This is a genomic window from Amycolatopsis sp. NPDC049253, from assembly GCF_040678995.1.
Taxonomy (GTDB): Bacteria; Actinomycetota; Actinomycetes; order Mycobacteriales; family Pseudonocardiaceae; genus Amycolatopsis.
This window is the reverse complement of the sequence record NZ_JBFAQX010000004.1, coordinates 453,117-479,796: the sequence shown is the minus strand read 5'-3', so window position 1 is coordinate 479,796 and position 26,680 is coordinate 453,117. Positions and strand designations below refer to the sequence as shown.

Annotated in this window: 25 protein-coding genes; 17 read left to right on the top strand and 8 right to left on the bottom strand. The window is 72.1% G+C overall.

All coding sequences use genetic code 11. The features are described 5' to 3' along the window. Positions 1-158: 158 nt before the first annotated feature. Positions 159-521 carry a nuclear transport factor 2 family protein gene (locus tag AB0K15_RS12795; RefSeq protein ID WP_364048855.1) on the bottom strand — a complete coding sequence of 121 codons (363 nt, stop codon included), beginning with the start codon at positions 519-521 and terminating at the stop codon, positions 159-161. 180 nt (positions 522-701) lie between these two features. On the opposite strand from AB0K15_RS12795, the gene AB0K15_RS12790 reads away from it, so the two are divergent. Together AB0K15_RS12790 and AB0K15_RS12785 are read left to right on the top strand one after the other, a co-directional pair. Then, a complete protein-coding gene (locus tag AB0K15_RS12790) occupies positions 702-1,511 on the top strand; it encodes a helix-turn-helix transcriptional regulator (protein WP_364048853.1) in 810 nt (269 codons plus the stop codon). A 102-nt stretch (positions 1,512-1,613) separates the two neighbouring features. Continuing rightward, positions 1,614-2,438, top strand: a complete 825-nt coding sequence (locus tag AB0K15_RS12785; RefSeq protein WP_364048851.1) for an aldo/keto reductase — start codon at positions 1,614-1,616, stop codon at positions 2,436-2,438. A gap of 78 nt (positions 2,439-2,516) precedes the next feature. On the opposite strand, the gene AB0K15_RS12780 is transcribed toward AB0K15_RS12785, so the two are convergent. Both AB0K15_RS12780 and AB0K15_RS12775 read right to left on the bottom strand, forming a co-directional pair. Beyond that, positions 2,517-3,218, bottom strand: a complete 702-nt coding sequence (locus AB0K15_RS12780; protein WP_364048849.1) for a hypothetical protein — start codon at positions 3,216-3,218, stop codon at positions 2,517-2,519. Between the two features lie 255 nt (positions 3,219-3,473). Next, positions 3,474-5,918 carry a hypothetical protein gene (locus tag AB0K15_RS12775; RefSeq protein WP_364048847.1) on the bottom strand — a complete coding sequence of 815 codons (2,445 nt, stop codon included), beginning with the start codon at positions 5,916-5,918 and terminating at the stop codon, positions 3,474-3,476. A 414-nt stretch (positions 5,919-6,332) separates the two neighbouring features. On the opposite strand from AB0K15_RS12775, the gene AB0K15_RS12770 reads away from it, so the two are divergent. Next, entirely contained in the window at positions 6,333-7,181 is an 849-nt protein-coding gene (locus AB0K15_RS12770) for a 3-methyladenine DNA glycosylase (protein WP_364048845.1), read from the top strand. 18 nt (positions 7,182-7,199) lie between these two features. Here AB0K15_RS12770 and AB0K15_RS12765 read toward each other — a convergent pair whose 3' ends face one another. The 4 genes from AB0K15_RS12765 to AB0K15_RS12750 form a co-directional block, all read right to left on the bottom strand. Next, positions 7,200-8,243, bottom strand: coding sequence for a hemolysin family protein (locus AB0K15_RS12765; protein WP_364048843.1), 1,044 nt, complete (start codon positions 8,241-8,243; stop codon positions 7,200-7,202). Next, positions 8,240-9,625 (bottom strand): hemolysin family protein, encoded by a 1,386-nt coding sequence (locus AB0K15_RS12760; RefSeq protein ID WP_364048841.1) that lies wholly within the window; start codon positions 9,623-9,625, stop codon positions 8,240-8,242. The genes AB0K15_RS12765 and AB0K15_RS12760 overlap by 4 nt, the downstream gene beginning before the upstream one ends. A 217-nt stretch (positions 9,626-9,842) precedes the next feature. After that, entirely contained in the window at positions 9,843-10,409 is a 567-nt protein-coding gene (locus tag AB0K15_RS12755; protein WP_364048839.1) for a TIGR03086 family metal-binding protein, read from the bottom strand. A 43-nt stretch (positions 10,410-10,452) separates the two neighbouring features. Further along, positions 10,453-11,040 (bottom strand): TetR/AcrR family transcriptional regulator, encoded by a 588-nt coding sequence (locus tag AB0K15_RS12750; protein ID WP_220240866.1) that lies wholly within the window; start codon positions 11,038-11,040, stop codon positions 10,453-10,455. A gap of 184 nt (positions 11,041-11,224) precedes the next feature. On the opposite strand from AB0K15_RS12750, the gene AB0K15_RS12745 reads away from it, so the two are divergent. From AB0K15_RS12745 to pip, 5 genes are read left to right on the top strand one after another with little or no spacing between them, the layout of a single operon-like run. After that, entirely contained in the window at positions 11,225-11,617 is a 393-nt protein-coding gene (locus tag AB0K15_RS12745) for a hypothetical protein (RefSeq protein ID WP_364048837.1), read from the top strand. Beyond that, positions 11,614-12,246, top strand: a complete 633-nt coding sequence (locus AB0K15_RS12740) for a DUF3558 domain-containing protein (RefSeq protein WP_364048835.1) — start codon at positions 11,614-11,616, stop codon at positions 12,244-12,246. The genes AB0K15_RS12745 and AB0K15_RS12740 overlap by 4 nt, the downstream gene beginning before the upstream one ends. Further along, complete coding sequence (locus tag AB0K15_RS12735) at positions 12,247-13,530, top strand: hypothetical protein (protein ID WP_364048833.1); 1,284 nt, start codon at positions 12,247-12,249, stop codon at positions 13,528-13,530. It begins immediately after the preceding gene. Further along, positions 13,527-14,276 carry an ESX secretion-associated protein EspG gene (locus AB0K15_RS12730; RefSeq protein ID WP_364048831.1) on the top strand — a complete coding sequence of 250 codons (750 nt, stop codon included), beginning with the start codon at positions 13,527-13,529 and terminating at the stop codon, positions 14,274-14,276. The genes AB0K15_RS12735 and AB0K15_RS12730 overlap by 4 nt, the downstream gene beginning before the upstream one ends. A gap of 33 nt (positions 14,277-14,309) precedes the next feature. Beyond that, a complete protein-coding gene (gene pip / locus AB0K15_RS12725; protein ID WP_364048829.1) occupies positions 14,310-15,260 on the top strand; it encodes a prolyl aminopeptidase in 951 nt (316 codons plus the stop codon). A 96-nt stretch (positions 15,261-15,356) separates the two neighbouring features. Here pip and AB0K15_RS12720 read toward each other — a convergent pair whose 3' ends face one another. Then, positions 15,357-16,556: a Glu/Leu/Phe/Val dehydrogenase dimerization domain-containing protein gene (locus AB0K15_RS12720; RefSeq protein ID WP_364048827.1), complete on the bottom strand. Its 1,200-nt coding sequence runs from the start codon at positions 16,554-16,556 to the stop codon at positions 15,357-15,359. A gap of 120 nt (positions 16,557-16,676) precedes the next feature. Between AB0K15_RS12720 and AB0K15_RS12715 the strand changes: the two genes are divergently transcribed. The 9 genes from AB0K15_RS12715 (at position 16,677) to AB0K15_RS12675 (ending at position 26,637) form a co-directional block, all read left to right on the top strand. Next, positions 16,677-17,603, top strand: coding sequence for a LysR family transcriptional regulator (locus AB0K15_RS12715; RefSeq protein ID WP_364048825.1), 927 nt, complete (start codon positions 16,677-16,679; stop codon positions 17,601-17,603). 178 nt (positions 17,604-17,781) lie between these two features. After that, positions 17,782-19,044, top strand: coding sequence for a glutamate-cysteine ligase family protein (locus tag AB0K15_RS12710; protein ID WP_364048823.1), 1,263 nt, complete (start codon positions 17,782-17,784; stop codon positions 19,042-19,044). Continuing rightward, positions 19,041-20,390 carry an ergothioneine biosynthesis protein EgtB gene (gene egtB, locus AB0K15_RS12705; RefSeq protein WP_364048821.1) on the top strand — a complete coding sequence of 450 codons (1,350 nt, stop codon included), beginning with the start codon at positions 19,041-19,043 and terminating at the stop codon, positions 20,388-20,390. The genes AB0K15_RS12710 and egtB overlap by 4 nt, the downstream gene beginning before the upstream one ends. A 5-nt stretch (positions 20,391-20,395) precedes the next feature. Continuing rightward, positions 20,396-21,160, top strand: a complete 765-nt coding sequence (gene egtC, locus AB0K15_RS12700) for an ergothioneine biosynthesis protein EgtC (RefSeq protein ID WP_364048819.1) — start codon at positions 20,396-20,398, stop codon at positions 21,158-21,160. Continuing rightward, positions 21,157-22,128, top strand: coding sequence for an L-histidine N(alpha)-methyltransferase (egtD, locus tag AB0K15_RS12695; RefSeq protein WP_364048817.1), 972 nt, complete (start codon positions 21,157-21,159; stop codon positions 22,126-22,128). Before egtC ends, egtD begins: the two co-directional genes overlap by 4 nt. Continuing rightward, positions 22,121-22,591: a nitroreductase family deazaflavin-dependent oxidoreductase gene (locus tag AB0K15_RS12690; RefSeq protein ID WP_364048815.1), complete on the top strand. Its 471-nt coding sequence runs from the start codon at positions 22,121-22,123 to the stop codon at positions 22,589-22,591. Before egtD ends, AB0K15_RS12690 begins: the two co-directional genes overlap by 8 nt. A 112-nt stretch (positions 22,592-22,703) precedes the next feature. Next, positions 22,704-23,852 (top strand): EfeM/EfeO family lipoprotein, encoded by a 1,149-nt coding sequence (locus AB0K15_RS12685; RefSeq protein WP_364048813.1) that lies wholly within the window; start codon positions 22,704-22,706, stop codon positions 23,850-23,852. Beyond that, positions 23,849-25,012 carry a Dyp-type peroxidase gene (locus AB0K15_RS12680; RefSeq protein ID WP_364048811.1) on the top strand — a complete coding sequence of 388 codons (1,164 nt, stop codon included), beginning with the start codon at positions 23,849-23,851 and terminating at the stop codon, positions 25,010-25,012. Before AB0K15_RS12685 ends, AB0K15_RS12680 begins: the two co-directional genes overlap by 4 nt. A gap of 77 nt (positions 25,013-25,089) precedes the next feature. After that, the gene (locus tag AB0K15_RS12675) at positions 25,090-26,637 is read left to right on the top strand and encodes an alkaline phosphatase family protein (protein WP_364049005.1); all 1,548 of its coding nucleotides are present in this window, start codon (positions 25,090-25,092) and stop codon (positions 26,635-26,637) included. The last annotated feature ends 43 nt before the right edge of the window (positions 26,638-26,680 follow it).

Below are 26,680 nucleotides of genomic sequence, written 5' to 3'. Positions count from 1 at the left end.
AAAGTCCCGGTTCTTCGCAGTGGTCCGGACCTGTCGCGGGTCGCGGGATTTCCGCCGCGGGCGCGCCTCGCCTGTGATCCACGCCTCATCCGCTGTCCACTGTGGAGCAACGGCGGACCCGCCCGATCGCGAGTCCGCCGCGCTTGTGCCCCACGACCTCAGCCCGGGATCTTGTCCAGGAACCCGTGCACCTTCGCGATCCGGCCGTCGGCCAGCTCGACGACGTCGAACCCGATGGCGATCGGCTCGTCGGCACCCGGCGCCGAGAGGTACCACTGGAACCGCGCCAGGTCATGGTGGGCGTCGGGAGCCTTCGGCAGGCTGAAGGTCAGCCCGGCGAACTGCGCCTGCGCGCCGCCGATGAACCCGTCGATCCCGTCGTGGCCGGTCACCGAGCCCAGGGGATCGGTCATGGACGCGTCCGGGGTGAAAACCTCGGCGACGAGGGCGCGCCGGCGCTCGGCGTCGGTCTCGTTCCAGATCGCGATGTACTGCTCGACAGTGCTCGTCACGTCGGACACGGGGAAGCTCCCTTTGCCTGGCGGACAACGGGTTCGTCGTCCTGGTGCCACCAAGACTGCGGGGCCGGGCGCGGTTCGTCGATTACCCAGGAGGTAACGGCCGCACCCCTGCTCGCGCTCTCCCCGGCTTTACCCGCGAGGTAATGGCCTGGGCGCCGGCGGACCCGTAGCGTCGGGGGCGTGACGACTTCGGTGAAGGCCCCGGCCCGGCGCGCGGTGGGCGAGCTCCTGCGGGAGTGGCGCGACCGGCGCCGCATCAGCCAGCTCGACCTCGCGATCGCCGCGGACATCTCCACCCGGCACCTGAGCTTCGTCGAGACCGGCCGCTCGACGCCGAGCCGGGAGATGGTGCTGCGCCTCGGCGAGCACCTCGAAGTGCCGCTGCGCGAACGCAACCGCCTGCTGCTGGCCGCCGGCTATGCCCCCGCGTACGGCGAGACCGAGCTGGGCGCACCGGAGCTGACGGCCGTGCGCGACGCCGTCCGCCAGCTGCTCACCGGCCACGAGCCGTATCCCGCGGCCGTGGTCGACCGCGGCTGGAACCTCGTCGACGCCAACGCGAGCCTCGGCGTGTTGGTCGAGGGCGTCGCGCCGGACCTGCTGGCGCCGCCGGTGAACGTCCTGCGCGCGACCCTGCACCCCGACGGCATGGCCCCGAACGTGCTGAACCTGGGGGAGTGGCGGGCCCACCTGCTGGGCCGCCTGCGCCGCCAGGTCGAACAGACGGCCGACGCGGGGCTCGCCGAGCTGCTGGCGGAGCTGCGGGAGTACCCGTGCGACCAGCCGGTGCCCGAGGTCGAGGTGCCCGGGCCGGGTGACATCTTCGTCCCGCTGCGCTACCGGCACCGGGGCACCGATCTCACGTTCTTCAGCACGGTCGCGACCTTCGGCACCCCGCTCGACGTCACGGTGGCCGAGCTGGTCATCGAGTCCTTCTACCCGGCGAACCCGGAAACAGCCGAGTACCTGCGTGTCCGGGCGAGCGCCTGAGCAGGACCGCTCGATCGGGCGGCGGGGTGACGAGCCCGTGGGCCGGGGGAGTGGAAGGATCGGAGAGGTCATCCCAGGACATCGCAGTGAGGATCCGCCTTCATGGCCAACCCACCCCTGCTCACCCTGAACAACTCCGTCACCGTCCCGCAGCTCGGCTTCGGCGTCTACCAAATCCGCACCGCACAGGCCGCGAAGGTGATCGGTGCCGCGATCGAAGCGGGCTACCGCAGCATCGACACCGCCGCGATGTACGGCAACGAGGCCGAGGTCGGCGCGGCGATCCGTGCTTCGGGCCTGCCCCGGGACGAGTTCTTCGTGACCACGAAGCTGTGGAACGACCAGCACGGGTACGACAACGCGTTGCGCGCGTTCGACCACAGCGCCGCCGCGCTCGGGCTGGAGCAGATCGACCTGTTCCTCATCCACTGGCCGCAGCCGCGCCGTGACCGCTACGTGGAGACCTGGCGGGCGCTGGAGCAGCTGTACCGCGACGGGCGTGTGCGTGCCATCGGCGTGTCGAACTTCGGCATCACGCACCTGCGCCGGCTACTCGACGAGACCGACGTGGTCCCGGCGGTGAACCAGGTCGAGCTGCACCCGTGGCTGCAGCAGCTGCCGCTGCGCACCTTCCACGCCGAGCACGGCATCGCCACGGAGGCCTGGAGCCCGCTCGCGCGGGGCCGGCTGCTGGGCGACCGCGTGATCACGGCGCTCGCGGCCAAGTACGGCAAGACGCCCGCCCAGCTGGTGCTGCGCTGGCACCTGCAGATGGGCACGATCGCCATCCCGAAGTCGGCGACGCCGGCGCGGATCCGGGAGAACTTCGCCGTGTTCGACTTCGAGCTCGCCGACGACGACCTCGCGGCGCTGGCCGAACTCGACAACGGCACCCGCACGGGCGCCGACCCCGACACCTTCGGCTGAGTCACGCCGCCCGGCGAAGAAAACGGCCGGCCCCGGGAGCTGCGGGACCGGCCGTTTCGGCGTTTCAGGCGATGCGGCTCAGGACGCCCGGATACCGGCGGCCGCGAAGTCGGCCAGCTGGGCGGGCTCTTTGAGGTATGCGCGGAAGCTCTGCGTGGCGCGCTGCTGGTTCTCGTCGGTGGTCGTACCGCCGACGGTCGACGCCGCGAGGCCCACGAACGGGTAGTCGGCGGGCGGGCCCGACCCGATCGGCATCGCCGGCGAGCCGATGAGCTCGGGCTTGGCGTTGGTCAGCTGGGTGACCCAGTACGACGACTCGGGGACCCAGCCGTCGGGCACGCCGCCGATGGTCGAGAGGTCGGCTTTGCCCGTCAGCGCGTCGAACACCTCGGACGAGGGCTTGGTCGTGACGTCGACGTGGAAGCAGGCGCCGTGCACCGGGGTCAGATCGGCGTCCCAGCGGCTCGCGGCGGCCTCGACCGGCTTCGCGACCTGCGGGGTGACGACGAGCCTGATGGTGGTCCGGTTTCCGCCGCAGCTGGCGGCCTCGGCCTCGGCGCGGTTGTTGAGCACGCTGTCGGCCCAGTTCCAGCCGAAGACGCCGAGTCCGACCAATACGACGAGCCCGGCACAGGCGATGGGCCACTTGGCGATCCGGCGGCGCGGGGCCTTCGCGGCGACGATGCGGTGTGAGCCCGTCGTCTCGCTGCGGCCTTGCTGGCGTTTCGGCGGATCGAGAGGGTGCGGCACCGGCTCTTCGGCCAGTGTGTGTCGCCCCATCGTTGTCCTTTCGAGATGTGCGCACACGCGCTGCTATGCAATCAAACCGTTATCACTCTAACAGGTTAGCGACCCTGGGTGAATATTGTGACTCAGAGTTGCACGGTCTGTACACAATTCACCGGATGCCGCCGAGCAGGTGACGGCAGCGCGCGAATCGGCCGAGCCCGTGGCGGGAACGGGTCCGGCCCGCGACGAGGTGTCGAAAATACCCCGCCGCGGGCCGGACTTGATCAGCGGCTCACCGAAGGCGTCTCACAGGAGGCACAACAGGGAACAAGCCTTGGCCGAAGACCACGCCGAGTACGACGGCGGGGTCCCGGCCGGGGCGTTGGCCGGGGTGTAGCTCACCTTGGCCTGATTGGTGATCGGAAACAGGTTGAGCAGGGCGTGGGTGGAGCAGTACACCTGCTTCGACTGGCCGGGTTCCAGGGAGAAGGCCGCCACCGCCTGGCACGAGGGCTCCACGCTGTCCACCACGTGGGTGCCGCTGATGCCCACCGGGCCGTGGTCGGTCACCGTGATCCGCCAGTACGCCGTCGCGTCGAGCAGGCCGAGGATGCCGACCGGCGCCTGTTTCGCCCAGGCACCCGAGCCGCCCGGCCCGCACTTCGCCGCGCTCGCCGAGGTGCAGATCTCCTTCTCGACGGTCACCACGGGGGTGCAGGACGCGCCGGGCGCGACCGGGAGAGTCACCGTGCCGGAGGTGAACGTGCCGGTCGGGTCGGTGCCGGTCGCGGTGTCGGACACGCTGCTCACGCTGCAGTCCGTGGAGATCGCCGTGCGGAAGCACACCTGCGGTGCGTCGCCCGCGAAGTCCACGACGAGCTGCGGCTGGTTGCCGCCCGCGAAGTCGGCCGAGCTCTTCAGCACGAGCGTGGTGGTCACCGTGAGCGAGGTGTGGGCGGCGGCCGACACCCCGCTCAGGTCGACCGAACCGTCCGGGGCGAAGCCCGGGTTGGCCACGACCGCGCCGGCCTGGTCGACGACGGTGACCCGGGAAGCGGCGAGGTCTACGTTCGCGGGTGTGATGCCGGTCAGGCGCGCCACGCCGTAGCCCTGCACGTGGCCGCTGCCGCCGTCGCAGTAGAACTCGCCCGGTTCCAGCGTCACCTGGGCGCCGGAGCGCAGGCACGGTGACGCGCCGGTGGCCGGGTCCATCGAGAACAGCACACCGGCGTCGCCGAGGCCGATGAGACAGCCGGTGGGGGCGTCGAAGCTGTAGCCGTAGTCCCGGGTCGCGCCGCCGGCCACGCCCGGGTGCGTGATCGGGACGGGCAGCCCGGCACACGCCGTCGCGGTGGTCCAGTCGTGGCAGATCGCCGCACCGGCGTACGGGCCGCCCCACACCGGGAGATAACTGCGCTGGTGGCCGGCGGGGTCGGTGACCACCTCGGGGTTGAACGCGAGTACGCCGCCCGGCAGGTTCGCCATCGTGGCCGGGGTCGCCAGTGGCGAGCCGTCCAGGGTGAAGCACGTGGTGACGTCGGTGGTCCCGTTCGTCGTCGAGCAGACGCCGGCCGGGGTGCCGTCGGTGCCGAACGCGGTGTAGGCGTTGTAGGTGTAGTTCCCGGCCGGTCCGGTCGGGCGGGGGCTCGCCCAGCCCGCGCAGGCCGCGTTCGTGGCCGGGTCGAAGCAGCCCAGGTCCGGCTGCCCGAGGCCGGGGTAGGAGGAGGACGCGAAGACCTTGCCGGCCACGACGTCCAAGGCTCCGTACATGAGGTCCCCGGAGCCGGGGCGGTCGCCGCTCGGGCGCACGATCGGCGCGTACGGCTGGCCGGCGCACGCGGCGTGCGTGGAGAGCGTCCAGCAGACGACGGTGCCCGTGGTGGCCACTCCGTAGAGGTTGCCGCCGCTTTCGACCAGTCCGGAGAGGCTGTTCACGGCCGACGGGGAGCCGCCGGTGGCCAGGAGTGGCCAGTACCCGCAGTTCGCCGCGGCGGCCAGGTCGAGGCAGCCCACGCCGATCGACGCCGCGGTCACGGCGGGGTAGTAGACCGTGGAGCTCTTGGCGGGATCACGCACGTACTGGGGAGTGAGGGTGGAGGCGATGTCCCCGGTGGCGCCGGTGCCGAGCGGGCCCGGGGCGGTGTTCAGCGGCCTGGGCCAGGGCCCGCCGGGGCAGCGCTGGCCGGTGCCGAGATCGCTGCACACCAGCTTCGGCGTGGGGGCGCCGAGGTGGTGGAAGACGTTCCAGGCCTGCAGGGTGCCGTTCGGCGTGCGCTGCAGGATCGGGGTGAACCCGTCCCCGCCGGTGGCGGTGGCGAGCGCCTGTACGGGCGGGGTGAGCAGCCCGGACGCCGAGGTGGCGTCGGAACCCGAGCGCGGGTCGAGCGCCCGCACCGCGACGGTGCCCGAGGCGGGTTCGGTGGTGGTGTAGGTGCTGCCGTCGGTAGACCACGACGGGGTCCAGCCGGGTGGCACGTGCAGTGACCCCGGCTGGTAGGTCTGTCCCGCGCCGACGGGGTCGGTGATGGTGGCCGGACCGGCGGTGGTGGCCCGGTCCTCGTAGGCGACGACCCAGGTCGGGGTTTCGCCGTGGCCGGCGGGGGACGACACCCCGCGCACCGATTTCGTCAGGGTCGAGCCGGCGGTTGGCGGCGCCGGATCGGCCGACGCCACGGAGGGGAACGCGGCGGCGATTAGGAACAGCGGCAGCACTGACACTCCGAGGCGGCGCACGCGCGCGCGTCTTCGCATGAATGGTCCTCGATCCGTTCGGGAAGGATTTCCAGGAAATGTGTTTCCTGGCCGAAGGAAAATCCTAGGTCGGTTCGGTGTGCCGATGAACCGGCCTCACTCGTGCGCCCGGAAAACCGACGCGAACAGCTCAGCCGGCGTCGGACGTTCTTCTCTGACCAGCATTTCCGGGAGTCCGGTTCACCTGAACGTGGGGCTGACGCCGCCTTTCGGTGCGGCAACGACGTATTTATCCGATGGCCGAAAAGCCGATTGCTCCACGCCGGATCAAGCCTTTCCACCGAATGCGGAAGCGGGGCGCCCGGGTTGCGGATTCGGCGGATCGGCGATTCGGAGCATTCCGCTTCCCGGGGACGGCATTTCTGCCGTTCGCCCACCCGTGGCGCCGCCGAATGCTCGCCGTATCCTGGCCGGGTGCCGCCCGCCGAATCACCGACCGGTCTCGTCGCGCTCGACGAGGAGGTGTGGCGTGCCCGGGCCGCGGCGCACGAGGCGCGCGTCGACGAGCTCACGGGCGAGCACCTGGCCCGCCGCCGCGACGGCGTGAAGCACCCGGTGCACGACTTCCTGTTCACGTACTACTCGTTCCGGCCGACCCAGCTGCGCCGGTGGTCGCCGGGCTACGGGGTCGCGCTGACCGGCGGGCCGGAGCCGGTCGCGGCCGCCGACGTGGTGGCCCGCCGCGAACGCATCGACGGCATCCACGCGCTGCTGGCGGCCACCGCGGCCCGGCCGGCGAACTTCGGCTGCTTCGGCTTGCACGAGTGGGCGATGGTCTACGGGCTCACCGAGGACCGGGTTCGTCACGCGGCGTACCCCCTGCGCCTCGGTGCCGCCGGGATCGACCGGGTGGTGCGGGGGCACCGGATCGCGTGCTCGCACTTCGACGCGTTCCGCTTCTTCACCGCCGCGGCCCGTCCGCTCAACACGCTGAGCCCGGCCGCGCACGACCGGCCCGCCTTCGAGCAGCCCGCGTGCCTGCACGCGGGCATGGACCTCTACAAGCACGCGTTCCGGCTCGTGCCGCTCGTCCCGTCCGAGCTGGTGGCCGACTGCTTCGAGCTGGCTCGCGACATCCGGGTGCTCGACATGCGGGCCTCGCCCTACGACCTCGCCGATCTCGGCTACGAGGCCGTGCGGATCGAGACGGCCGAGGGCAAGCAGGAGTACGCGGCCGCCCAGCGCGCGTTCGCCGAGCGCGGTGCCCCGCTGCGGCGCCGGTTGATCGAGCAGTGCGAGCGGCTGCTCGCGGTCACGGCCTGACCTGCCCCCGCGACCCGGTCAGGCCGTCACGTGCGTGCCGTCGCGCACGGTGCCCACGTACTCCTCGACGAGGTCCTCCAGCGCCACGACACCCACCGCCTTGCCGGCGGCGTCGAGCGCCCGCGCGAGGTGGCTGCCTTCCTTGCGCATGGCCGAGAGCGCCACGTCGAGCCGCGCGTCGGCGCGCAGCTCCGTGAGCGGCCGGGTCTTCGAGTCCGGCACGCTCGTGTCCGGGCTCTGGCCGACCAGGTCGAGCACGTCCTTCACGTGGATGTAGCCGGTCAACGTGCCGTCGTCGGTGCAGACCGGGAACCGGGAGAACCCGGTCGAGGACACCGCGCGCTCCACGTCGCCGAGCGTCGGTCCACAAGGGAGGGTGGTCAGCTGTGCCGTGGGCACGAGGACGTCGGACACCGTCTTCGCGACCGACGACAACGTCTGCGAAAGCCGTTGGTGCTCCGACTGTTCGAGCAGTCCCTCGCGCCGCGACTCGCTGAGCAGCTCGGCCAGCTCGTCGGAGGTGTAGGCCGTCTCCAGCTCGTCCTTCGGCTCCACCTTCACCAGGTGCAGGAACGAGTTCGCGACCAGGTTGAGGAACCAGATCACGGGGCTCGCGAGCTTCACCCACGCCACGTGCGCCGGCACCAGCCACAGCGCGAGCCGTTCGGGCTCGGCGATGGCGAGGTTCTTCGGCACCATCTCGCCGATCAGCACGTGGAGCATCGTGATGAACGCCAGCGCGATCGCGAACGAGATCGGGTGCAGCAGCTGCTCGGGCAGGCCGAACAGGTCGAAGAACCCGGAGAGCCGGTGCGCCACGGCGGGTTCGCCCAGCCGGCCGAGCAGCAGCGAGCAGATGGTGATGCCCAGCTGCGCGCCCGCGAGCATCCGCGAGACGTGGCGGCTGGCGTTGATCACGATCCGCGCGCGCGTCTTCCCCTGTTCCAGCAACGCTTCCAGGCGGTCGCGCCGCGAGGAGATCAGGGTGAACTCGGCGCCGACGAAAAACGCGTTGGCGAGCAGCAGCACCACGACCAGGGCGATGTTCAGCCAGTCGGTCACGCGACCACCTCGCGTTCGGTGACCGGCCGCGGCGCGGCGGCCGCGTCCTGGTCGGTGTTCTGGCCAGGGCCGGGTTCCACGGGCCGCACCTCGACCTCGGCGATGCGGTGGCGGTCCATGCTCGTGACGGTGAGCCGCCAGCCGTCGACGACGGCGGCGTCGCCCTCGGCGGGGATGCGGCCGAGGCGTTCGAGGATCAGGCCGGCGATCGTCTCGTAGTCGCCGTCGGGCATGCGGAAGCCGGTGACCTCACTGACCTCGTCGGAGCGCAGCTGGCCCGACACGAGCCAGCTGTCGGAGCCGACCTGCTGCGACGCCGGGGCTTCGCGGTGGTCGTGCTCGTCGCGGACGTCGCCGATGATCTCCTCGACCACGTCCTCCAGCGTCACCAGGCCCGCCGTGCCGCCGTACTCGTCGACGACGATGGCGAGCTGGTAACGGGAGTCGCGCAGGCGGTTGAGCAGGTCGTCGCCCGAGAGCGACTCGGGCACGGTCGGCACCGGGCGCATGACCGACCCGATGCGCACCGTGGCGCGCTCCTCGCCGGGCATGGCGAAGGCCTGCTTCACGTGCACAGCGCCCTGCACGTCGTCGAGGTCCTCGCGGTAGACGGGAAACCGCGAGAAGCCGGTCCGGAGCGAGATCTCGATGAGATCGTTGATCGTGTCGTCCACGGTCAGCGACTCGACCTGGACGCGCGGGGTCATCAGCTCGTCGGCGGTGCGCTCGCCGAAGCGCAGCGAGCGGTCCAGCAGCTCCGCCGTGGAGGTGTCGAGCTTCCCGCTCTCGGCGCTGGAGCGCACGATCGAGCCGAGTTCCTGCGGCGAGCGCGCGGACCGCAGCTCCTCCTGCGGCTCGACGCCGAACTTGCGCACCAGGAAGTTGGCGCTGTTGTTCATGAGCGTGATGAGCCAGCGGAACAGCGCGGAGAACCGCGAGTGGTAGCCGGTCACCGCGCGGGCGGTGCGCAGCGGGCGCGCGATCGCGATGTTCTTCGGCACCATCTCGCCGAGGATCATCGACAGGAACGTGGCCAGCACCAGCGCGACGGCGATCGACGCACCGGCCGCGACGGCCTCGGACAGGCCGAACGCGTCGAAGACCGGCCGCACGAGCTCGCCGATGAGCGGCTCGGCGAGGTAACCGGTGATCAGCGTGGTGAGGGTGATCGCGACCTGGGCACCCGAGAGCTGGAAGCTCAGCGTGCGGTGCGCCTTCTGCACCGCGAGCGAGCGGCGGTCGCCCACCTGGCGCACGTCGGCGTCGACGGTGCTGCGCTCGAGGGCGGTCAGCGAGAACTCGGCGGCGACGGCGAGACCGGTGCCGATCGTGAGGAGGATGAAGACCAGCACGCCGGCCACGGAGAGCAGGACGTGGATCATGCCGCACCGTCCGGGACGGGGGACGGGGTGCGGGAGGCGGTGGAAGCTAGCGGGCAGCCGGGTTGTCGACCCGGCCCGGTACTGTCACCGGGCGATTGCGCGGCGCGCACGTATGGAGTCACTCCTAGCAAGGGAATCGGCTTGTACTGCGACGATGCCGACAATCTTAACGTGCTCCGGACGCCGGACGGGTGAGAGCCGGGTGAAGCGGCGCGGCTCAGCCCGGCTGCCGGCCCAGGAGCGCCACGAGCCGCGTCGCGTCGTCCGCCGAGCGCCCGACCGCGACCGGCGGCTCGAACAGGCCGATGCCCTGCCAGTCGTCGACCCACGGGCGCACGACCTCGAGCAGCCGGGCCGCCAGGTCCGCCGGGATGGGGTTCGGCTTGCCGAGCGCCATCGCGAGGTCCCAAGCGTGCACGGCGAAGTCGATGGACATCTGCCAGCCGTACTCCTCGGCCGGGATCAGCCCGAACGAGACGTGGACGGTGCGCTGCGGCACGCCGGGGACCAGCCACGCCTCGCGCGCCGTGGCGGCCGACGTCTCCCAGGCGGCGACGGGGTCGTCGCCGAGCCGGTCGCCGTCGAAGCGGTCGCCGACGTCGTCGAGGGTGGCGCCGTCGAGCAGCGGCGGAACCCACAGCTGTTCGACGACGAGGTGGTTCACGAGGTCGCGCACGGACCAGTCGGCACAGGGGGTGCCGCGCCCCCAGTCGCCGGGCCCGATTTCGTGCACGGCCCGGTCGAAGAGGGCGAGGGACTGTCCGTGCGCGTCGAGGATCTCCACGGCCACATTCAACACGAATGCGACCGCGGCGCAGTGTGAGCGGCTATCGGGTGGCCCCGGGCCGGTGGCGTCGCACGGTCTCCTCGACCAGGTCGAGCACGGGGCCCAGGTCGTCGCCGGGCAGGCCCATCGCGAGGTGGGAGACCAGGCCTTCGAGCACCAGCTCGAGGAACGCGGTGAGCACGTCCACGTCCACGTCGTCACGCAGGTTGCCGGCCTCGCGCTGGCGCATGAGCCGCTCGCGCGTCGCGGTGGTCAGCTGCTCGGAGCGCTCGGCCCAGCGGCCGCGGAACTCCGGGTCGGTGCGCAGCCGCCGCGACACCTCGAGCCGCGTGCCGAGCCAGTCGGCGGGGTGCTCGCTGTCGCCGGAGAGCAGCTCGCGCATGACCTGCACGAGGCCTTGTTCGGCGACGACGTCGGCCATCCGCACGGCGTCGTCTTCGGCCAGAGCGAGGAAAAGCGATTCCTTGTCGCGGAAGTGGTGGAAGATGGCTCCGCGGGACAGGCCTGTCGCCTCCTCGAGGCGGCGGACTGTGGCACCCTCGTAGCCGTACCGGGCGAAGCACACGCGCGAACCGTCGAGGATCTGGCGCCGGCGTGCGTCGAGGTGATCCTGGCTGACCCGTGGCATCCTGGAATCCTGACATCTGGGACGGGGTTCTCGCAATCCGTACGTACGTACTGTGACGTGGAGTCGCCGGAACCGCCACCCGCTTTTCTTCGTCTCACCTCGGCCGCGTTCTGCTGACACGGACGGGGCCGGTGACTACGCTGTGCGCCATCACGGTGAGTGAGACTGGGGAGAGGAACGGGCCTTGATCATCGGCGAAGCGGGCCGCGCGGCCCAAGCCGTCTTCGGCGACGTCTCCAGCCGCGGCCCGGTGTACGGCGGCGGGGGCGGGGGCGGTTCCTTCGAGATGGAGCCGGCCGAGCTCGACGCCGTGATCGGGCTGTGGGAAGACCAGTTGACGAAGATCACCGCGGACGGCGTGAAGATCCGGAGCATCGTCGACGCGCTCAAGGCGCCGGGCTCGGACGCGGCGAGCACCGGGTTCGTCTCCAGCGGCGTCGACTCGTTGTCGGCTCTGCAGGACCAGAACGCTTCGATGCGGCAGTACGTGCAGGGCTACGTCGAGAAGCTGAAGGCCGCCAAGGACGAGACAGTCGCCACCGATCAGGCGAACGCCGAGCTCGGTCAGGCGCGATGAGCCCGAAGCTCAGGGGCGCGGCGCTGCTGGCCGTGGCTGCTGTCGTGGTGACCGGGTGCTCGGCCACAACCGGTGGCCAGGCCCAGCCTGCCTCGAGTACCGCTTCCAACAGCGCGCCGGACGACACGGCCGGTGATCCGCGCGCGCCGAAGGTGGCCCAGCCGCTCGACCCGTCGGCCTACCTCGGCAAGCCGTGCTCGCTCGTGCCGCCGAGTGCGCTGGCGCCGTTGCACTACCAGGCCGCGGGCGAGGCGACGCCGGCCGGCTCCGGGCTCGACGCCGCCGGGCCCGGGTGCGCCTGGATGATCGGGGCCGAGGGGCTCAGCGTGCAGATCATCATCGGCACCGGCAACCGGGACCAGGGCATCGGCGGGCTCGCGGGCATCTACCGCGCGAAGGACTCGGGGCAGCTGCGCTTCGTGGCCCCGGCGCCTTCGGTCGACGGCTATCCGGCGGTGTTCGGTGACACGACGGACCGCCGTGCGAAGGGCGATTGCAACCTCTGGGTGGGTCTCGCGGACGACCTCGCCTTCGCCGCCGCGGCCCAGGGGTACCAGGGCGAGCAGGATTCGTGCCAGGTCGCGGAAACCGTGGCGGGCGCCGTCGTCGGCACACTCAAGGGGGCTTAGGTGGACGGCAAGCAGATCTACGAGAACTTCAGAAACGGCAACACCTCGGGGCTGCGGACCGCGGCCACACAGGTGCAGGAGCTGTCGTCGGCCTACCTGGAGCGGGCGCAGAGCATCAAGGACCTGCAGGACCGCATGGCGAAGTCGTGGACGGGCAACGGTGCCGACGCCGCCAACGCGGGTGCGGGGCCGCTGGAGAAGGCGTTCGCGGACACGGCGGACCCGCTCGACATGACCAACGCGTCGGTGGAGACGCAGGCGAGCAGTTTCGAGGACTCGAGCCACGCCGTGGTCGAGGTGCCGCCGAAGCCGGACAAGCCGAGCCCGTGGACGACGGGGCTGAAGGCGGCGATCCCGATCGCGGGGCCGTTCATGGCGGCCCACGACCAGAACTCGTACCAGGACAAGCTGAACAAGTACAACGCCGCCAACGACACCAACGTGCGCGTGATGGACCAGTACAACGGCGTCACCACGAGCACGAAGTCGGTGCTGCCGACGCAGTACGGCACGCTGCAGTCCGACGGCGCGGCGATCCGGCTGTCCACGCCGGCGCCGCCCGGGCACGTGCGCATCCCGGGGTCGCTCGGGAGCGCCCCGCCGGGCGGGACGACGGGGACCGGGTCCGCCGGGCACACCCCGGCCACCGGGTTCCACGGCACCGGCGAGCCGGTGACCACGGGCGGCCACACCGGCCCGGGGCACCCCGGCGGAAAGGGCGGCACCGGGGGAACGGGGGGAACCGGGGGAACGGGCGGCACCGGAGGTACGCACCACCCGACGGACACGACGACCACGCAGAGCAGCACCGGCGGGACGAACACCGTCGTCCCGCCGGCCACCTCGACCCTGCCGGACCCGGCCCCGGGCCGGGGCGGCCCGGCGTTCGTCCCGGACTATCCCGGCCCGGCCCCGACGTCCGGCCCGACGGGCCTGATCGGTGGCGACTCCGGAGGCACCCCGGGGCGGGGCGCGTCCGGCGGCCGGTTCGCGGGCGGCATCGGCGGCGAAGCCGGTGCGGCTGAAGGTCGCGCGGTGCGGTCCGGCGCCGGCGCGCGGTCCGGCGTCGGTGGTCTGAACGCCGTCGCGGCCGAAGAAGCCGCTGCCGCGCGAGGCGCCGCGGGGAACCGCGGGACGGCGACGGGACCCGCGGGTGCCGCCGGCCGCCGCGGGGAAGAGGAGGAGGACGCCGAGCACCGCCGTCCCGACTTCCTCGTCGAGCCCGACCCCGACGCCCTCTTCGGCACCGACCAGCGGACGATCCCGCCGGTCATCGGCGAGTGACGGCCGTGGCCGGACGGGTCGACGTGCCGCTGGAGGCACTCGCGGCGCTCGCCGAGCGCGAGCAGGTCGGCTCGTTGCACGTGACGCTGCGCCCCGAACCGGTGTGGCTGTCGGACCTCGAACGCGACGAGGCCGCCAAGCGGATCGACGACGCGCTCGCCGTGGCGGGCCTCGTCGACCGGCGCGGGCGCGCCACCGTCGACTTCCTCGACTGGCTGCCGCTGCTGGCGCGGCCGGTCGAGGAGTACTACGGCTGGGTCGCCACGGGCAGGCGCACCTACGGCGTGCTCGCCGCCGCGAGCGGCCTGCAGGCGGTGCTCGCCGTGTCCGACGGCGAGCACGTCGGCGTGCAGGAGATCGACCGCCGGCGATTGGTCGAGACCCTCGTGGAGCAGCTCCCCGCCGTCGGCGCCGGTGGCGGCGTCCCGCGTTCGGTCCGCGTGTCCGACCTCGCGGACGCCGCGCGCCGCGGCGAGGACGCGTACCCGCTCGAACCCGAGCTGGCCGACGTCGTCAGCCTCGTGCAGCGCCCGGTCCATGGCAGCGGTGAGCTGTACGTCGCGCGCCGCGACGAAGTCGGCCGCCGCCGGTGCGTGGACGAACCCCTGCACTACGCCGACACCGACTGGGGTCGCTACCTCAGCCACACCGCCGGCATCGGTGCCGACGCCGTGATCCACCTCGGCCCCGCCACGCCCGCCCAGCTGTGCCGCGCGCTGCGGGAGCTGGCCGCCGACCTGCTCTGACCCGCCGGAAGGCCCCGGCGGAAAGGACGTGCCGTGCCTGGACTGCACCCCGAGACCACCCCGTACCGCACCGGAACGCTCGACGTCGGCGACGGCCACGCCGTGTACTGGGAGGAGTGCGGCAACCCCGCCGGGAAGCCCGCCCTCGTCGTGCACGGCGGTCCCGGCGCCGGCTGCCGGCCGGCGCACCGGCGGTACTTCGATCCCGACCGCTACCGCGTGGTGCTGTTCGACCAGCGCGGCTGCGGGCGCAGCACGCCGCACGCGGGCGAGCCCGTCGCCGACCTGTCGGCCAACACCACGCCGCACCTGCTCGCGGACATGGAACTGCTGCGGACCACGCTCGGCATCGACACCTGGCTGCTGTTCGGCGGGTCCTGGGGATCGGCCCTTTCGCTGCTGTACGCCGAGCGCCACCCGGAATGCGTCAGCGAGCTCGTGCTCCTCGGCCTGGCCACCGACCGGCAGATCGAGCTGGACCTGCTCACGCGCGGGCTCGGCGCGGTGTTCCCGGCGGCGTTCGCGAGGTTCCGCGACGGCGTGCCGGAGGCCGAGCGAGACGGTGATCTCGCCCGGGCCTACCACCGGCTGCTGAGGGATCCCGACCCCGCCGTCCACGAGGCCGCCGCCCGGCGCTGGTGCGAGTGGGAAGACGCGATGCTCTCGATCGAACCGGCGTCCTCGCGGTTCACCGACCCGGTGTATCGGCTGGCGTTCGCACGGCTGGTCACGCACTACTTCGCCAACGGCTGCTTCAGCGAGGACGGCGCGATCCTGCGCGACGCCCACCGGCTCGCCGGGATCCCGGCGGCGCTGGTCCAGGGCGCGCTCGACCTCGGCAACCTGGTCGGCACGCCGTGGCTGCTGGAACGCGCGCTGCCGGGCGCGGAGCTCCTGCTCGTCGGCGACTCCGGGCACACGACGGCCACGGGCTCGATCAGCGAGGTCCTCGTCGGGGTGCTCGACCGGTTCGCCCGGTCCTGAACGCACGGAAGCTGTGAAGCGCCAGGAAGATCCGCGCGGTGCCCCACCCCGTCCCGGGGCACCGCGCGACCCCCGGTCTCGAGGGGCTGCGGCCGGCTACGGGATGAGAAGGGCAGGCGCACCCTCGTTCGCCTGCGCCTCCGCCGCCCGGGCGGCGCGGGTGGTCTCGGCCAGCCGCAGGCCGGTCACCCGCGGCGGCACGCGGTCGAGGTTCCACTCCGTGAGCAGCAGTGCCACCTTCGCCTGCATCTCCGTGCGCAGCCGCAGGAACGAGTCGGCCGGGTCGGCGCCCACCTCGCCGAGCAGCAGCCACCACGCCCACGCGGCGGCACCCGCGTTCGCGACGAAGTCCGGGATCACCGCGACACCCCGCGCGGACAGCGACGCCTCGGCCTCGGGTGTCGTCGCCGCGTTCGCGGCCTCCACCACGACCTTGGCCTTCACGAGATTCTCGTTGTCCACGCGCAGGGCGTAGGAGATCGCGGCCGGCACGAGGATGTCGGCGTCGGTCGCCACGACCGCCTCGCGCGGCAGCGTGCGCACGCCCTCGGGCAGGCGCGAGCGGTCCACCTCGCCGAAGCGGTCGCGCAGGTCGAGCAGCGCCGGCACGTCGAGACCCTCGGGGTCGTACAGCGTGCCCGCGGCGTCGGCCACGGCGACGACCTTCACGCCGGCTTCGTGCAGGTACCACGCGGCGCCCCCGCCCATGGTGCCGATGCCCTGGATCGCGACGGTCGTCTCGGCCGCCTCCCAGCCCCACGCCGAGGCGGCGCCCAGGCAGGCCTGCGCCACGCCGTAGCCGCCGATCACGTCGCCCAGCAGCAGCCCGCCGGGCACGGGCGCGTTGAGCCCGGCCTGCACGCGCCGCAGGGTGCGCTCGGGATCCGTCGAACGGTGGATCGCGGCGTGGTACGACTGCTCCAGCCCGAGCTTCTCGAACACGGAGTCGATGAGGTGCTGCGGCACGCCGAGGTCCTCGGCGGTCACCCAGCTGGCGTCGAGCCACGGCCGCAGGAACTCGCAGAACCGCGTGAGCACGCCGAAAGCCTGCGGGTCCTTGGGGTCGAAGTCGATGCCGCCCTTGGCACCGCCGACCGGGAGGTTGAACGTGGCCGTCTTGTTCGCCATCCCGCGGGCGAGGTCCTCGACCTCGCCCATGGTGCAGCCCGCCCGCATCCGCGTGCCGCCCGTGGCGACGCCGGACACCAGGCTGTGCACGACCAGGTAGCCGTGCGCGCCGGTGACGGGGTCGGTCCACGTCAGCCTCATCAACGGTTCGGCGTTCTGCGGAAGCATCGGGCCACTCACCTCCAGGAGTCGGGGGCGGCCCTCGCCGGCCGCCGCATTCGAGGGTGCGGTCGCGACCGCCTTCGCGTCCAGTTAACGAAGCTGCACGAAGTTGTTTAGGGTTCCTGTATGGAGCTTTCGTTGCACCGCCTGCGGATGCTCCGGGAGCTGCGGCGCCGGGGGACGGTGACCGCTGCCGCGGTGTCGCTGCACTACACGGCTTCGGCCGTGTCGCAGCAGCTCGCGCAGCTCGAACGGGACGTGGGCGCGAAGTTGTTCGAACGGCTGGGCCGGCGCGTGCAGCTGACCGAGCTGGGCGTGCTGCTGACCGAACACGCCGAGGAGATCCTCGGCTCGGTCGAGCGCGCGACCCTCGCCCTGGAGGAGGCGCAGGGCTCGATGTCGGCGCGCCTGGTCGCGGGCGTGTGGGCCTCGGTGGCCTCCGGGTTGCTGCCTTCGGCGCTGACCGCGCTCGCCGCCGAGTACCCGGGGATCCAGCTGAAGACGCGCGAGCTCGCACCCGAGGACACCGCCGATGCGGTGCGCGACGGCACGCTCGACCTGTCGTTCGTCATCGACTACTCCGACGCGCCGACGCAGTGGGACAACGGGCTGGAACGCGCGGTCGTGGCCGTCGAACGGCTGCACGCGGCGGTACCGGCCGGTGCGTTCCCCGCCGGTTCGGTGTCGCTCGACGAGCTGGCCGAGCACCCGTGGATCCTCGCGAGCCCGAAGTCGCACTTCGGCCGGGCGATGCGCATGGCGTGCCACCGGCACGGGTTCTCGCCGAAGATCAACCACGAGGTGGAGGAGCAGTCCACGGCCATGGCGATGGTGGGCGCCGGCCTCGGGGTCACGCTCGTGTCGGACCTCGGGCTGCGGCTGCTGCGGCCGCCGGGCATCGACGTGGTCACGCTGACGACGCCGCTGCTGCGCACGGTGTCGATCGCCTACCGGCGCACGGAGATCCGGCGCCCGGCGTTGCACCTCGTGATCGGGGCCGTGCAGTCGGCGGCCGCGGAGCTCGGTTTGGGCACCGAATCTGCCCTGCCGTGATCATCCGGACGGAGCAGCAAGGGGGAACTTCAGAACAAACACCCAGGTCAAGAGTCCTTACGAGAGTCTTGTGAATCTCGCGCGCGCTCGCGGGCACCTGATTTTGTCAGACCCTCCGTGTAGCGTCCGAAGGCGAGAGGTCCCACCCCGCGGACCTCCTTGACTCGGACGGCGAACGATGACTGCGGTGCACGATTTTCCGGAGAAGTCCGGAAGTGCGTCGAACCTCACCGCGCGGGTGCTTTCGGACCGCGCGGCCGGGGAGGCGTACGTCGCCTCGGTGTGTTTCAAGCACGGCCCACCGAGACTGCTGGGCGTGGAACTGGAGTTCACGGTGCACCACACCGAGGACCCGGCCCGCCCCCTCGATCCCGATGTCCTGGCCACGGCGCTCGGCCCGCACACCCCGCGGACACTGCGCCCCGACAGTCCGGCCACCCCGCTCCCGGCAGGCTCTCCCGTGAGTCTCGAACCCGGTTGCCAGGTGGAGATCTCCGCTCTTCCTCAGGCCTCGCTGCCCGATCTGCACGCAGCCGTCTCGGCCGACCTCTCCCATCTCGTCAGCCTGCTGGCCCGGCACGGACTCGTGCTCGGCGAGTCGGGCATCGACGCCCACCGCCCGCCCCGGCGCGCCCTGCGCACTCCTCGCTACGCCGCCATGGAGCGCCGGTTCGAGCCGATCGGCGAAGGCGGGATCACCATGATGTGCAGCACCGCCGGGCTGCAGATCTGCGTCGACACGGGAGAAGCCGACCAGGTCGCGGCGCGCTGGGAGGCGGCCCACGTGATGGGGCCGCCGCTGCTCGCCGCGTTCGCCAACTCCCGGGTGCACGCCGGTCGCGACACCGGCCTCGAGTCAGCGCGCTGGCTCGCGGTGCTCGAGACCGAACCGGTGCGGACCCGTTCGGCCGAACCTGGTCCGGACCCCGCCGCCGACTGGGGCCGGCGGATGATGGACACCCCGTTGATGGTGCTGCCCCGCGGCGAGCGGCCGTGGGACGCGCCGGACGGGCTCACGTTCGCCGACTGGATCGACGGCCGCGGCGCGGCCGGGGTGCTGCGCCGCCCGACGGCGGAGGACCTCGACTACCACCTCACCACGATGTTCACCCCGGTGCGGCCCCACGGGTACCTGGAGATCCGGTACCTCGACGCCCAGCCACCGGGCGAGTGGCTGGCCCCGGTCGCCCTCGTCTGGGCCCTGCTCGCCCGTCCGTCCACAGTGGACGAGGTGCGCCGCTTGTGCGCGCCGGTGGCGGGCCGCTGGGTCGAAGCCGCGACCCGGGGCCTCGCCGACGACGCCATCGCCGCCGTCGCGGGCAAGCTCGTGGAGCTCGGCGTCGCCGAGCTGCCCGCCACGGGCCTGCCGGCCGCAACCATCACGGAGATCACCGAGAGCGTGCGCACACGCGTGAACGGATCGAGGAGTCAGGAGCGATGACCGTTACCCCGGAGCACAACCCGCTGCTGGAGCTGAGCCCGCAGAACCTGCGGGCCCACGCGGCCGAGGCCCTCACCCGGGCCCGGGCGCGCAGCGTGGTCCTCACCGACGCCGTGGACGACGAGGACCTGGTCCGCCAGCACTCGAAGCTGATGTCGCCACTGGTCTGGGATCTCGCGCACATCGGCAGTCAGGAGGAGCTGTGGCTGGTCCGCGACGTCGGCGGGCGCGAGCCGCTGCGCCCGGACATCGACGACCTCTACGACGCGTTCCAGCACGCGCGCGCCGACCGGCCGGCCCTGCCGCTGCTCGGCCCGGCCGAGGCCCGCGCGTACGTGCGCGAGGTCCGCGAGAAGGCGTTCGACGTGCTGGAGACCGCGCCGCTGGAAGGCAGCCGGCTCACCGAGAGCGCGTTCGCGTTCGGCATGATCACCCAGCACGAGCAGCAGCACGACGAGACCATGCTGGCCACCCACCAGCTGCGCAAGGGCGAGCCGGTGCTGCACGCGCCGGAGCCGCCGCCCGCGCGGGCGGGCCGGCTGCCCGCCGAGGTCTTCGTGCCGGCCGGCCGCTTCACCATGGGCACCACGGCCGAGCCGTGGGCGCTGGACAACGAGCGTCCGGCCCACGAGATCGACGTGCCGGCGTACTTCCTCGACACCGGCGCGGTCACGTGCGGGGCCTACGTCGAGTTCCTCGAATCCGGCGGCTACGACGAGCGGCGGTTCTGGAGCGAGCCCGGCTGGGGGTATCGGCAGGAGCACGACATCACGGCGCCGCGCTTCTGGCACCGCGAGCCGAGCGGCTGGTGGCGCACGCGGTTCGGCGTCGAGGAGCCGGTGCCGGTGAACGAGCCCGTGGTGCACGTTTCGTACTACGAGGCCGAGGCGTACGCCGCGTGGGCGGGCAAGCGGCTGCCCACCGAGGCGGAGTGGGAGAAGGCCGCGCGGCACGACCCGGCGACGGGCCGTTCGCGCCGCTTTCCCTGGGGCGACGAGGAACCGACGGCCGAGCACGCCAACCTCGGGCAGCGCCACCTGCGCGCGGCCGAGGCCGGCGCGTACCCGGCCGGGGCGTCGCCGTTGGGCGTGCACCAGCTGATCGGCGACGTGTGGGAGTGGACCAGCACCGACTTCCACGGCTACCCGGGGTTCGCGTCCTTCCCGTACCGCGAGTACTCGGAGGTGTTCTTCGGCCCGGAGTACAAGGTGCTGCGCGGTGGTTCGTTCGGCACCGACTCGGCGGCGATCCGCGGCACCTTCCGCAACTGGGACTACCCGATCCGGCGGCAGATCTTCTCCGGCTTCCGCTGCGCCCGTGACCCCCGGCCCGGCGAGGTGAGCTGAACGGCATGTGCCGGCACCTCGCGTACCTCGGCGCGCCCGTCTCGCCCGCCGAGCTCGTCTTCGCGGCGCCCCACGCGCTGCTCGTGCAGTCCTACGCGCCGCAGGACATGCGCGGCGGCGGCTCGGTCAACGCCGACGGCTTCGGCCTCGGCTGGTACCCCGAGCCCGGTGGCGCGCCGCAGCGCTACCGGCGAGCCGCTCCACTGTGGACGGACCAGACGCTGCCCGCGCTGGCCGCCTCGGTCCGGGCGACGGCGTTCGTCGCCGCGGTCCGCAACGGCACCACCGGGATGCCGGTGACCGAGGCGGCCGCGGCGCCGTTCACCGACGGCCGGTGGCTGTTCAGCCACAACGGCGTGGTCCGCGGCTGGCCCGGTTCGATGGCGGGGCTGGCGAAGTCCCTCGACGTCACCGAGCTGCTCACGCTCGAGGCGCCGACCGATGCGGCGCTGCTGTGGGCGCTGCTGCGCGCCCGGCTTCGCGACGGAGCCGACCCGCTGGCCGCGGTCACCGACCTGATCACCGAGGTCGAGGCCGCCGCCCCGGGGTCACGGCTGAACTTCCTGCTGACCGACGGCACCACGCTGATCGGCACCACGTGGACGCACGCGCTGTCGGTGCGGTCCGTGGCCGGGGGAGTGGTGCTGGCGTCCGAGCCGTGCGACCCGGACCCGGCCTGGACCCCCGTTCCCGAGCACCACGCCGTGCGCGTCACCGAGGCCGGCGTCGAACTGCTTCCCCTGACCCTGGATCGGAGCACCACCTCATGACGGAAGTGGACCTCGAAAGCCATCGCCGCGACGTCGCGGGCGAGCTTCGCGCGGACGTGCGAACGGGCCTGACGGCGGAGCAGAAGTGGTTGCCGCCCAAGTGGTTCTACGACGCCGAGGGCAGCGAGCTGTTCGAGAAGATCACCGAGCTGCCCGAGTACTACCCGACCCGCAGCGAGCGGGAGGTGCTGGCCGCGCGAGCCGGTGACATCGCCCGGCTCACCGACGCGCACACGCTCGTCGAGCTGGGTTCCGGGTCGAGCGAGAAGACGCGGCTGCTGCTCGACGCGCTGACCGAGCACGGCACGCTCGAGGCGTTCGTGCCGCTGGACGTGTCGGAGTCGGCGCTGGCCGAAGCCGCCGAGGCGATCGCGGCGGACTACCCGAAGCTGGAGGTGCGCGGCGTCGTCGGCGACTTCACCCAGCACCTGAACCTGCTGCCGGGCACCTCGCCGCGTGTCGTGGCGTTCCTCGGCGGGACGATCGGCAACTTCCTGCCCGACGAGCGCGCCGTGTTCCTGCGCTCGGTGCGTGAGGTGCTCGACGAAGGCGAGTGGCTGCTGCTGGGCACCGACCTGGTCAAGGATCGCGAGACGCTGGAGCGCGCCTACGACGACGCGGCCGGGGTCACCGCCGCCTTCAACAGCAACGTGCTGCGGGTCATCAACTCCCGGCTGGGGGCGAACTTCGACCTCGACACCTTCGAGCACGTCTCGCACTGGAACGCCGAGGACGAGTGGATCGAGATGTGGCTGCGCGCCCGGCGCGAGGTCACCGTCGACATCCCGGGTGCCGATCTTCAGGTGCGCTTCGCGGCGGGCGAGCACATCCGCACGGAGATCTCCGCGAAGTTCCGCCGCACGGGCGTCGAAGCGGAACTGGCCGCCGCCGGGTTCGCCGTCGAGCGCTGGTGGACGGACTCCCAGGAGCGGTTCGGGGTGAGTTTGGCAAGATCTGTGCGTGCGTAACCCCCTCGAGCCCTTCGCTCGCAAGCTCGGCACCCGGCCCTTCGTGATGACGCTCTCGCGCGGCATCATCTGGACCGACCAGAAGCTGCACCGCTTCTTCGGCGGGCGGGTGAGCCTGGTCGGCATCGCGGGCCTGCCGTCGCTGCGGCTGACCACGACCGGGCGCAAGAGCGGGTTGCCGCGCAGCACGAACCTGCTGTACTTCCCGCACGGCGACGACTTCGTGCTCACGGGCTCGAACTGGGGCCGGCCGAACAACCCGGCCTGGACCTACAACCTGCGCGCGGATCCCAAAGCGACGGTCGGGATCCGCGCGCGGGTCGTCGAGGTCAAGGCCCGCGAGCTCGAAGGCGCGGAGTACGACCGGATGTGGTCCGAGCTGCTCGCGTTCTGGCCGGGCTACGAGATGGAACGCGTCGCGGCCGGACGTCCGTTGCCGGTGTTCGTGCTGTCGCGAAGGTGACGGCGTAGGACAGACCTCGCCCCAAAATCGGGCATAACGGGGCAGAGCTCTTGTCAGGTGTGTGCGGATACGTGAAAGTGTTCGCCAGAAGTTCACCTGAGGGGAGTTGCCGGTGCGGCGGTGGCGCTGGGCGGCGGTGGCCGGCCTGGTCGTGGTCGCCGCCGGCGTGGTCGTGGCCGTCGTCGACCGGGCCGGACCGGACGCCGAGGCCGGCCCGATCGTGGTGTCACGGTCCGGATGCGGCGCGGGCTGGGTGGCGCCGCCGCCGGGCCCGCAGACGCTGCAGGTGCGCAACACCGGCGTGGTGACGATGGAGGTCGAACTCGTCGACCCCGCCACCGGCACCGTGTTCGGCGAGCTGGAGGGCGTGGGGTCCGGCACCACGCGAGCTCTGCCGGTGAACTTGGCCGACGGCGCGTACGCGCTGCGGTGCGCGCCGGAAGACGGCACTCCGTTCGTCGGGCCGGCGGTCCGCGTCAGCGGCGGCGCGCAGCGGCCCGGGCCCGCGGTGGTGCCCGTGACCAACGCCGACCTGCTGGAACCGCTGAGGAAATACCACCAGTACGTGGCCGAAGGGCTGACCACGCTGGCCGGGCAGACGGCCGCGCTCGACGACGCCGTCCACAGTGGAGACCGCGAGGCGAGCGAGCGGGCCTGGCTCACCGCACACCTGACCTACGAACGTCTCGGCGGGGCCTACGACGCGTTCGGCGACGCCGACGGGGCCGTCAACGGCACCACGGCGGGCCTGGCCGGCGGCGCCGCGGATCCGGGGTTCACCGGGTTCCACCGGCTCGAGAACGGCTTGTGGCACAACGAGAACCCGGCCGAGCTGGAGCCGGTGGCCAGGCAGCTCGACACGGATGTCCGGCAGCTGCGCACGGCGTTCGGCGGTGCGCAGGTCGACCAGAACGACCTCGGCCTGCGCGCCCACGAGATCCTGGAGAACACCCTGCAGCTCGAGCTCACCGGCCGCACCGACTACGGCAGCGGGAGCACACTCGCGACGGCCCAGGCGAACATCGCCGGCACGCGCGCCGTGCTGGACGTGCTGCGGCCATTGCTCGTCACCCGCTTCCCGGGGCTCGCCGACCTCGACGCGTGGCTCGACCGCACCGAACGCGATCTGCGCGCGGCGCAGGGCACGTCCCTGGCGAACCTGGCTCAGGCCCGGCGGGAGAAGATCAACGCCGACGTCGCCGAGCTCACCGAGCGCCTCGCGCCGATCGCGGCGATCGCCGAACCGAGGAGGATCTCGTGACGCTCGGGCGGCGGGCGTTCCTGCGCGGGGCCGCGGCCGCCGGAGCCGGCGCGGGGCTCGCGGGCCTCGCCGGGAGTGCGTTGGCGACCGGGCCGGCGCCCGCGCCGTTCCACGGACCGCGCCAGGCCGCGGTGCTCGCCGAGCCGGCGCGGCATTCGATCGTCGCGGCGTTCGACGTGATGGCGGAGAACCGGCAGGAGCTGACCGGGCTGCTGCGCGAGCTGACCGATCGCGCCGCGTTCCTCACCGCGGGCGGCGCACCGGCCGCGCTCGGGATCACCGGCCCGCCCGCCGACTCCGGCGTGCTCGGGCCCGAGGTGCCGGCGGGGGAGCTGGCGGTGCTGGTGGGTGTGGGCTCGTCGCTGTTCGACGACCGCTACGGCCTCGCCGCCCGCAAGCCGGCGAAGCTCAAGCCGATGCCGGTGTTCCCCGACGACGCCCTCGACCCGCGGTGGTGCCACGGCGACCTGAGCCTGGTCCTCACCGCGGCCGAGCCCGACACCGTGCTGCACGCTCTGCGCGACCTCACCCGGGCCACGCGCGGCGGCATGCAGGTGCGCTGGAAGATCGACGGCTTCACCTCACCGCCGCGACCGTCCGGCACACCTCGTAACCTGCTGGGGTTCAAAGACGGCACCGCCAACCCGCAGCCGTCCGAACTGGACCGTCTGGTGTGGACCGACGAAGGCGGCAGTTACCAGGTCGTGCGGCTCATCCGGATGCTCGTGGAGTTCTGGGACCGGGTCTCGCTCTCGGAGCAGGAGAACATGATCGGCCGGCGCCGCGACACCGGTGCGCCGCTCGACGGCGCCGGCGAGCAGGACGTGCCGCGCTACGCGGAGGACCCGGTCGGCACCGTGATCCCGTTGACCAGCCACATCCGCCTCGCCAACCCGCGCACGCCGGGGACCGACGGCGAGCGGATCCTGCGGCGCGCGGTGAACTACGACCGCGGGGTGGACACCAACGGCAACCTGGACATGGGCCTGGTGTTCACCTGCTACCAGCGCGACCTCGAGAGCCAGTTCGAGGCGGTGCAGACGCGGCTCGAAGGCGAGCCGCTCACGGACTACGTCTCGCCGTTCGGGGGCGGGTACTTCTACCTGCTCCCCGGCGTGGCGGATCCGGCCGACCACTACGGCCGGGCGTTGCTGGGATGAGCGGGAAGGGGCAGGTCGTGGGCAGAAGCAGGAGGAAGACCGCGCTGGCGGCCGGGGCGCTGGGCACGGCCGTGCTGATGGCGGCGGCGTGCGCGAGCAGCTCGGCGTCGCCGGCGGTGCCGGACAAGGCGGTGGACGCGGCGAGTTTCCCCACCACGACACCGATCAAGCACGTCGTGGTGATCTTCGGCGAGAACATCTCGTTCGACCACTACTTCGGCACCTACCCGGACGCCACCGGCGAGAACGGCACCCCGTTCCACGCGGCGCCGCACACGCCGAAGGTCAACGGGCTGGACCACAAGCTGCTCACGGACAACCCCAACGCCTACAACCCGAAGCGGCTCGGCCCGGACCAGGCGCTGACGTGCGACCAGGCCCACGACTACAACAAGGAACAGGCCGCCTTCAACGGCGGGAAGATGGACAAGTTCGTCGAGAACACCGAGAAGGACAAGTGCACGGGCCAGCCCGTGCTGTTCGGGGAGCCCGGCCTGGTGATGGACTACTTCGACGGCAACACCGTCACCGCGATGTGGAACTACGCCCAGCACTACGCGCTCAACGACAACTCGTTCGACGCCGTCTTCGGCCCGTCCAGCCCCGGCGCGATCAACCTGATCTCCGGCCAGACCCACGGCCTGCAGCCGGTGGACTCGGTCTCGGGCGAGCCGAAGGTCGATCCGAACACCGCCGCCTCGCCCGACGAGCACGGCGTCGGCACGATGATCACCGACCCGGACCCGGCTTTCGACGACTGCTCCGACAAGAACCACACCGCGACCGACAACCTCGGTGCCTTCCAGGGCCGCAACGTCGGTGACCTGCTCAACGCCAAGCACGTCACGTGGGGCTGGTTCGAAGGCGGCTTCAAGCCCACCGGCGCGGCCGGCGGCTACGCGGTCTGCGGCACGCAGCACGCGAACGTCGGGGGCCAGGCGGTCGTCGACTACAGCCCGCACCACGAGCCGTTCCAGTACTACGAGTCGACCGCCAACGCGAAGCACCTGCCGCCGAGCTCGCTGCACGCCGTGGGCCAGACCGACCAGGCCAACCACCAGTACGACGTGAGCGACTTCGACGACGCGCTGCACGCCGGCACCATGCCCGCGGTGAGCTTCCTCAAGGCACCGTCCTACCAGGACGGTCACGCCGGCTACTCCGACCCGCTCGACGAGCAGGCGTTCGTGGTCTCGGAGATCAACCGCATCCAGGCCTCGCCGCACTGGCGCGACACCGCGATCGTGCTCGCCTACGACGACTCCGACGGCTGGTACGACCACGTGCCCTCGAAGATCGTGAACGGCTCGCACGACTCCGCGCAGGACTCGCCGGTGTGCACCTCGCACCCGGTGCGCCTGGGCGGCTACGCCGACCGCTGCGGCTACGGCCCGCGCCTGCCGCTGCTGGTGATCTCGCCCTACAGCCGGGCGAACCACGTCGACCACACCATGACCGACCAGACGTCGGTGCTGCGGTTCATCGAGGACAACTGGCGCCTCGGCCGCATCGGCGACGACTCGTTCGACGCCCTGGCCGCGCCTCTCACCGGGATGTTCGACTTCTCGCACCCGCGCGCGAAACCGCTGAAGCTCGACCCGAAGACGGGCGCGGTGGCGCCCTGACGCAGCTCCGGCGGAACGGTCGGTGACGAGGAAACGGCGAAGG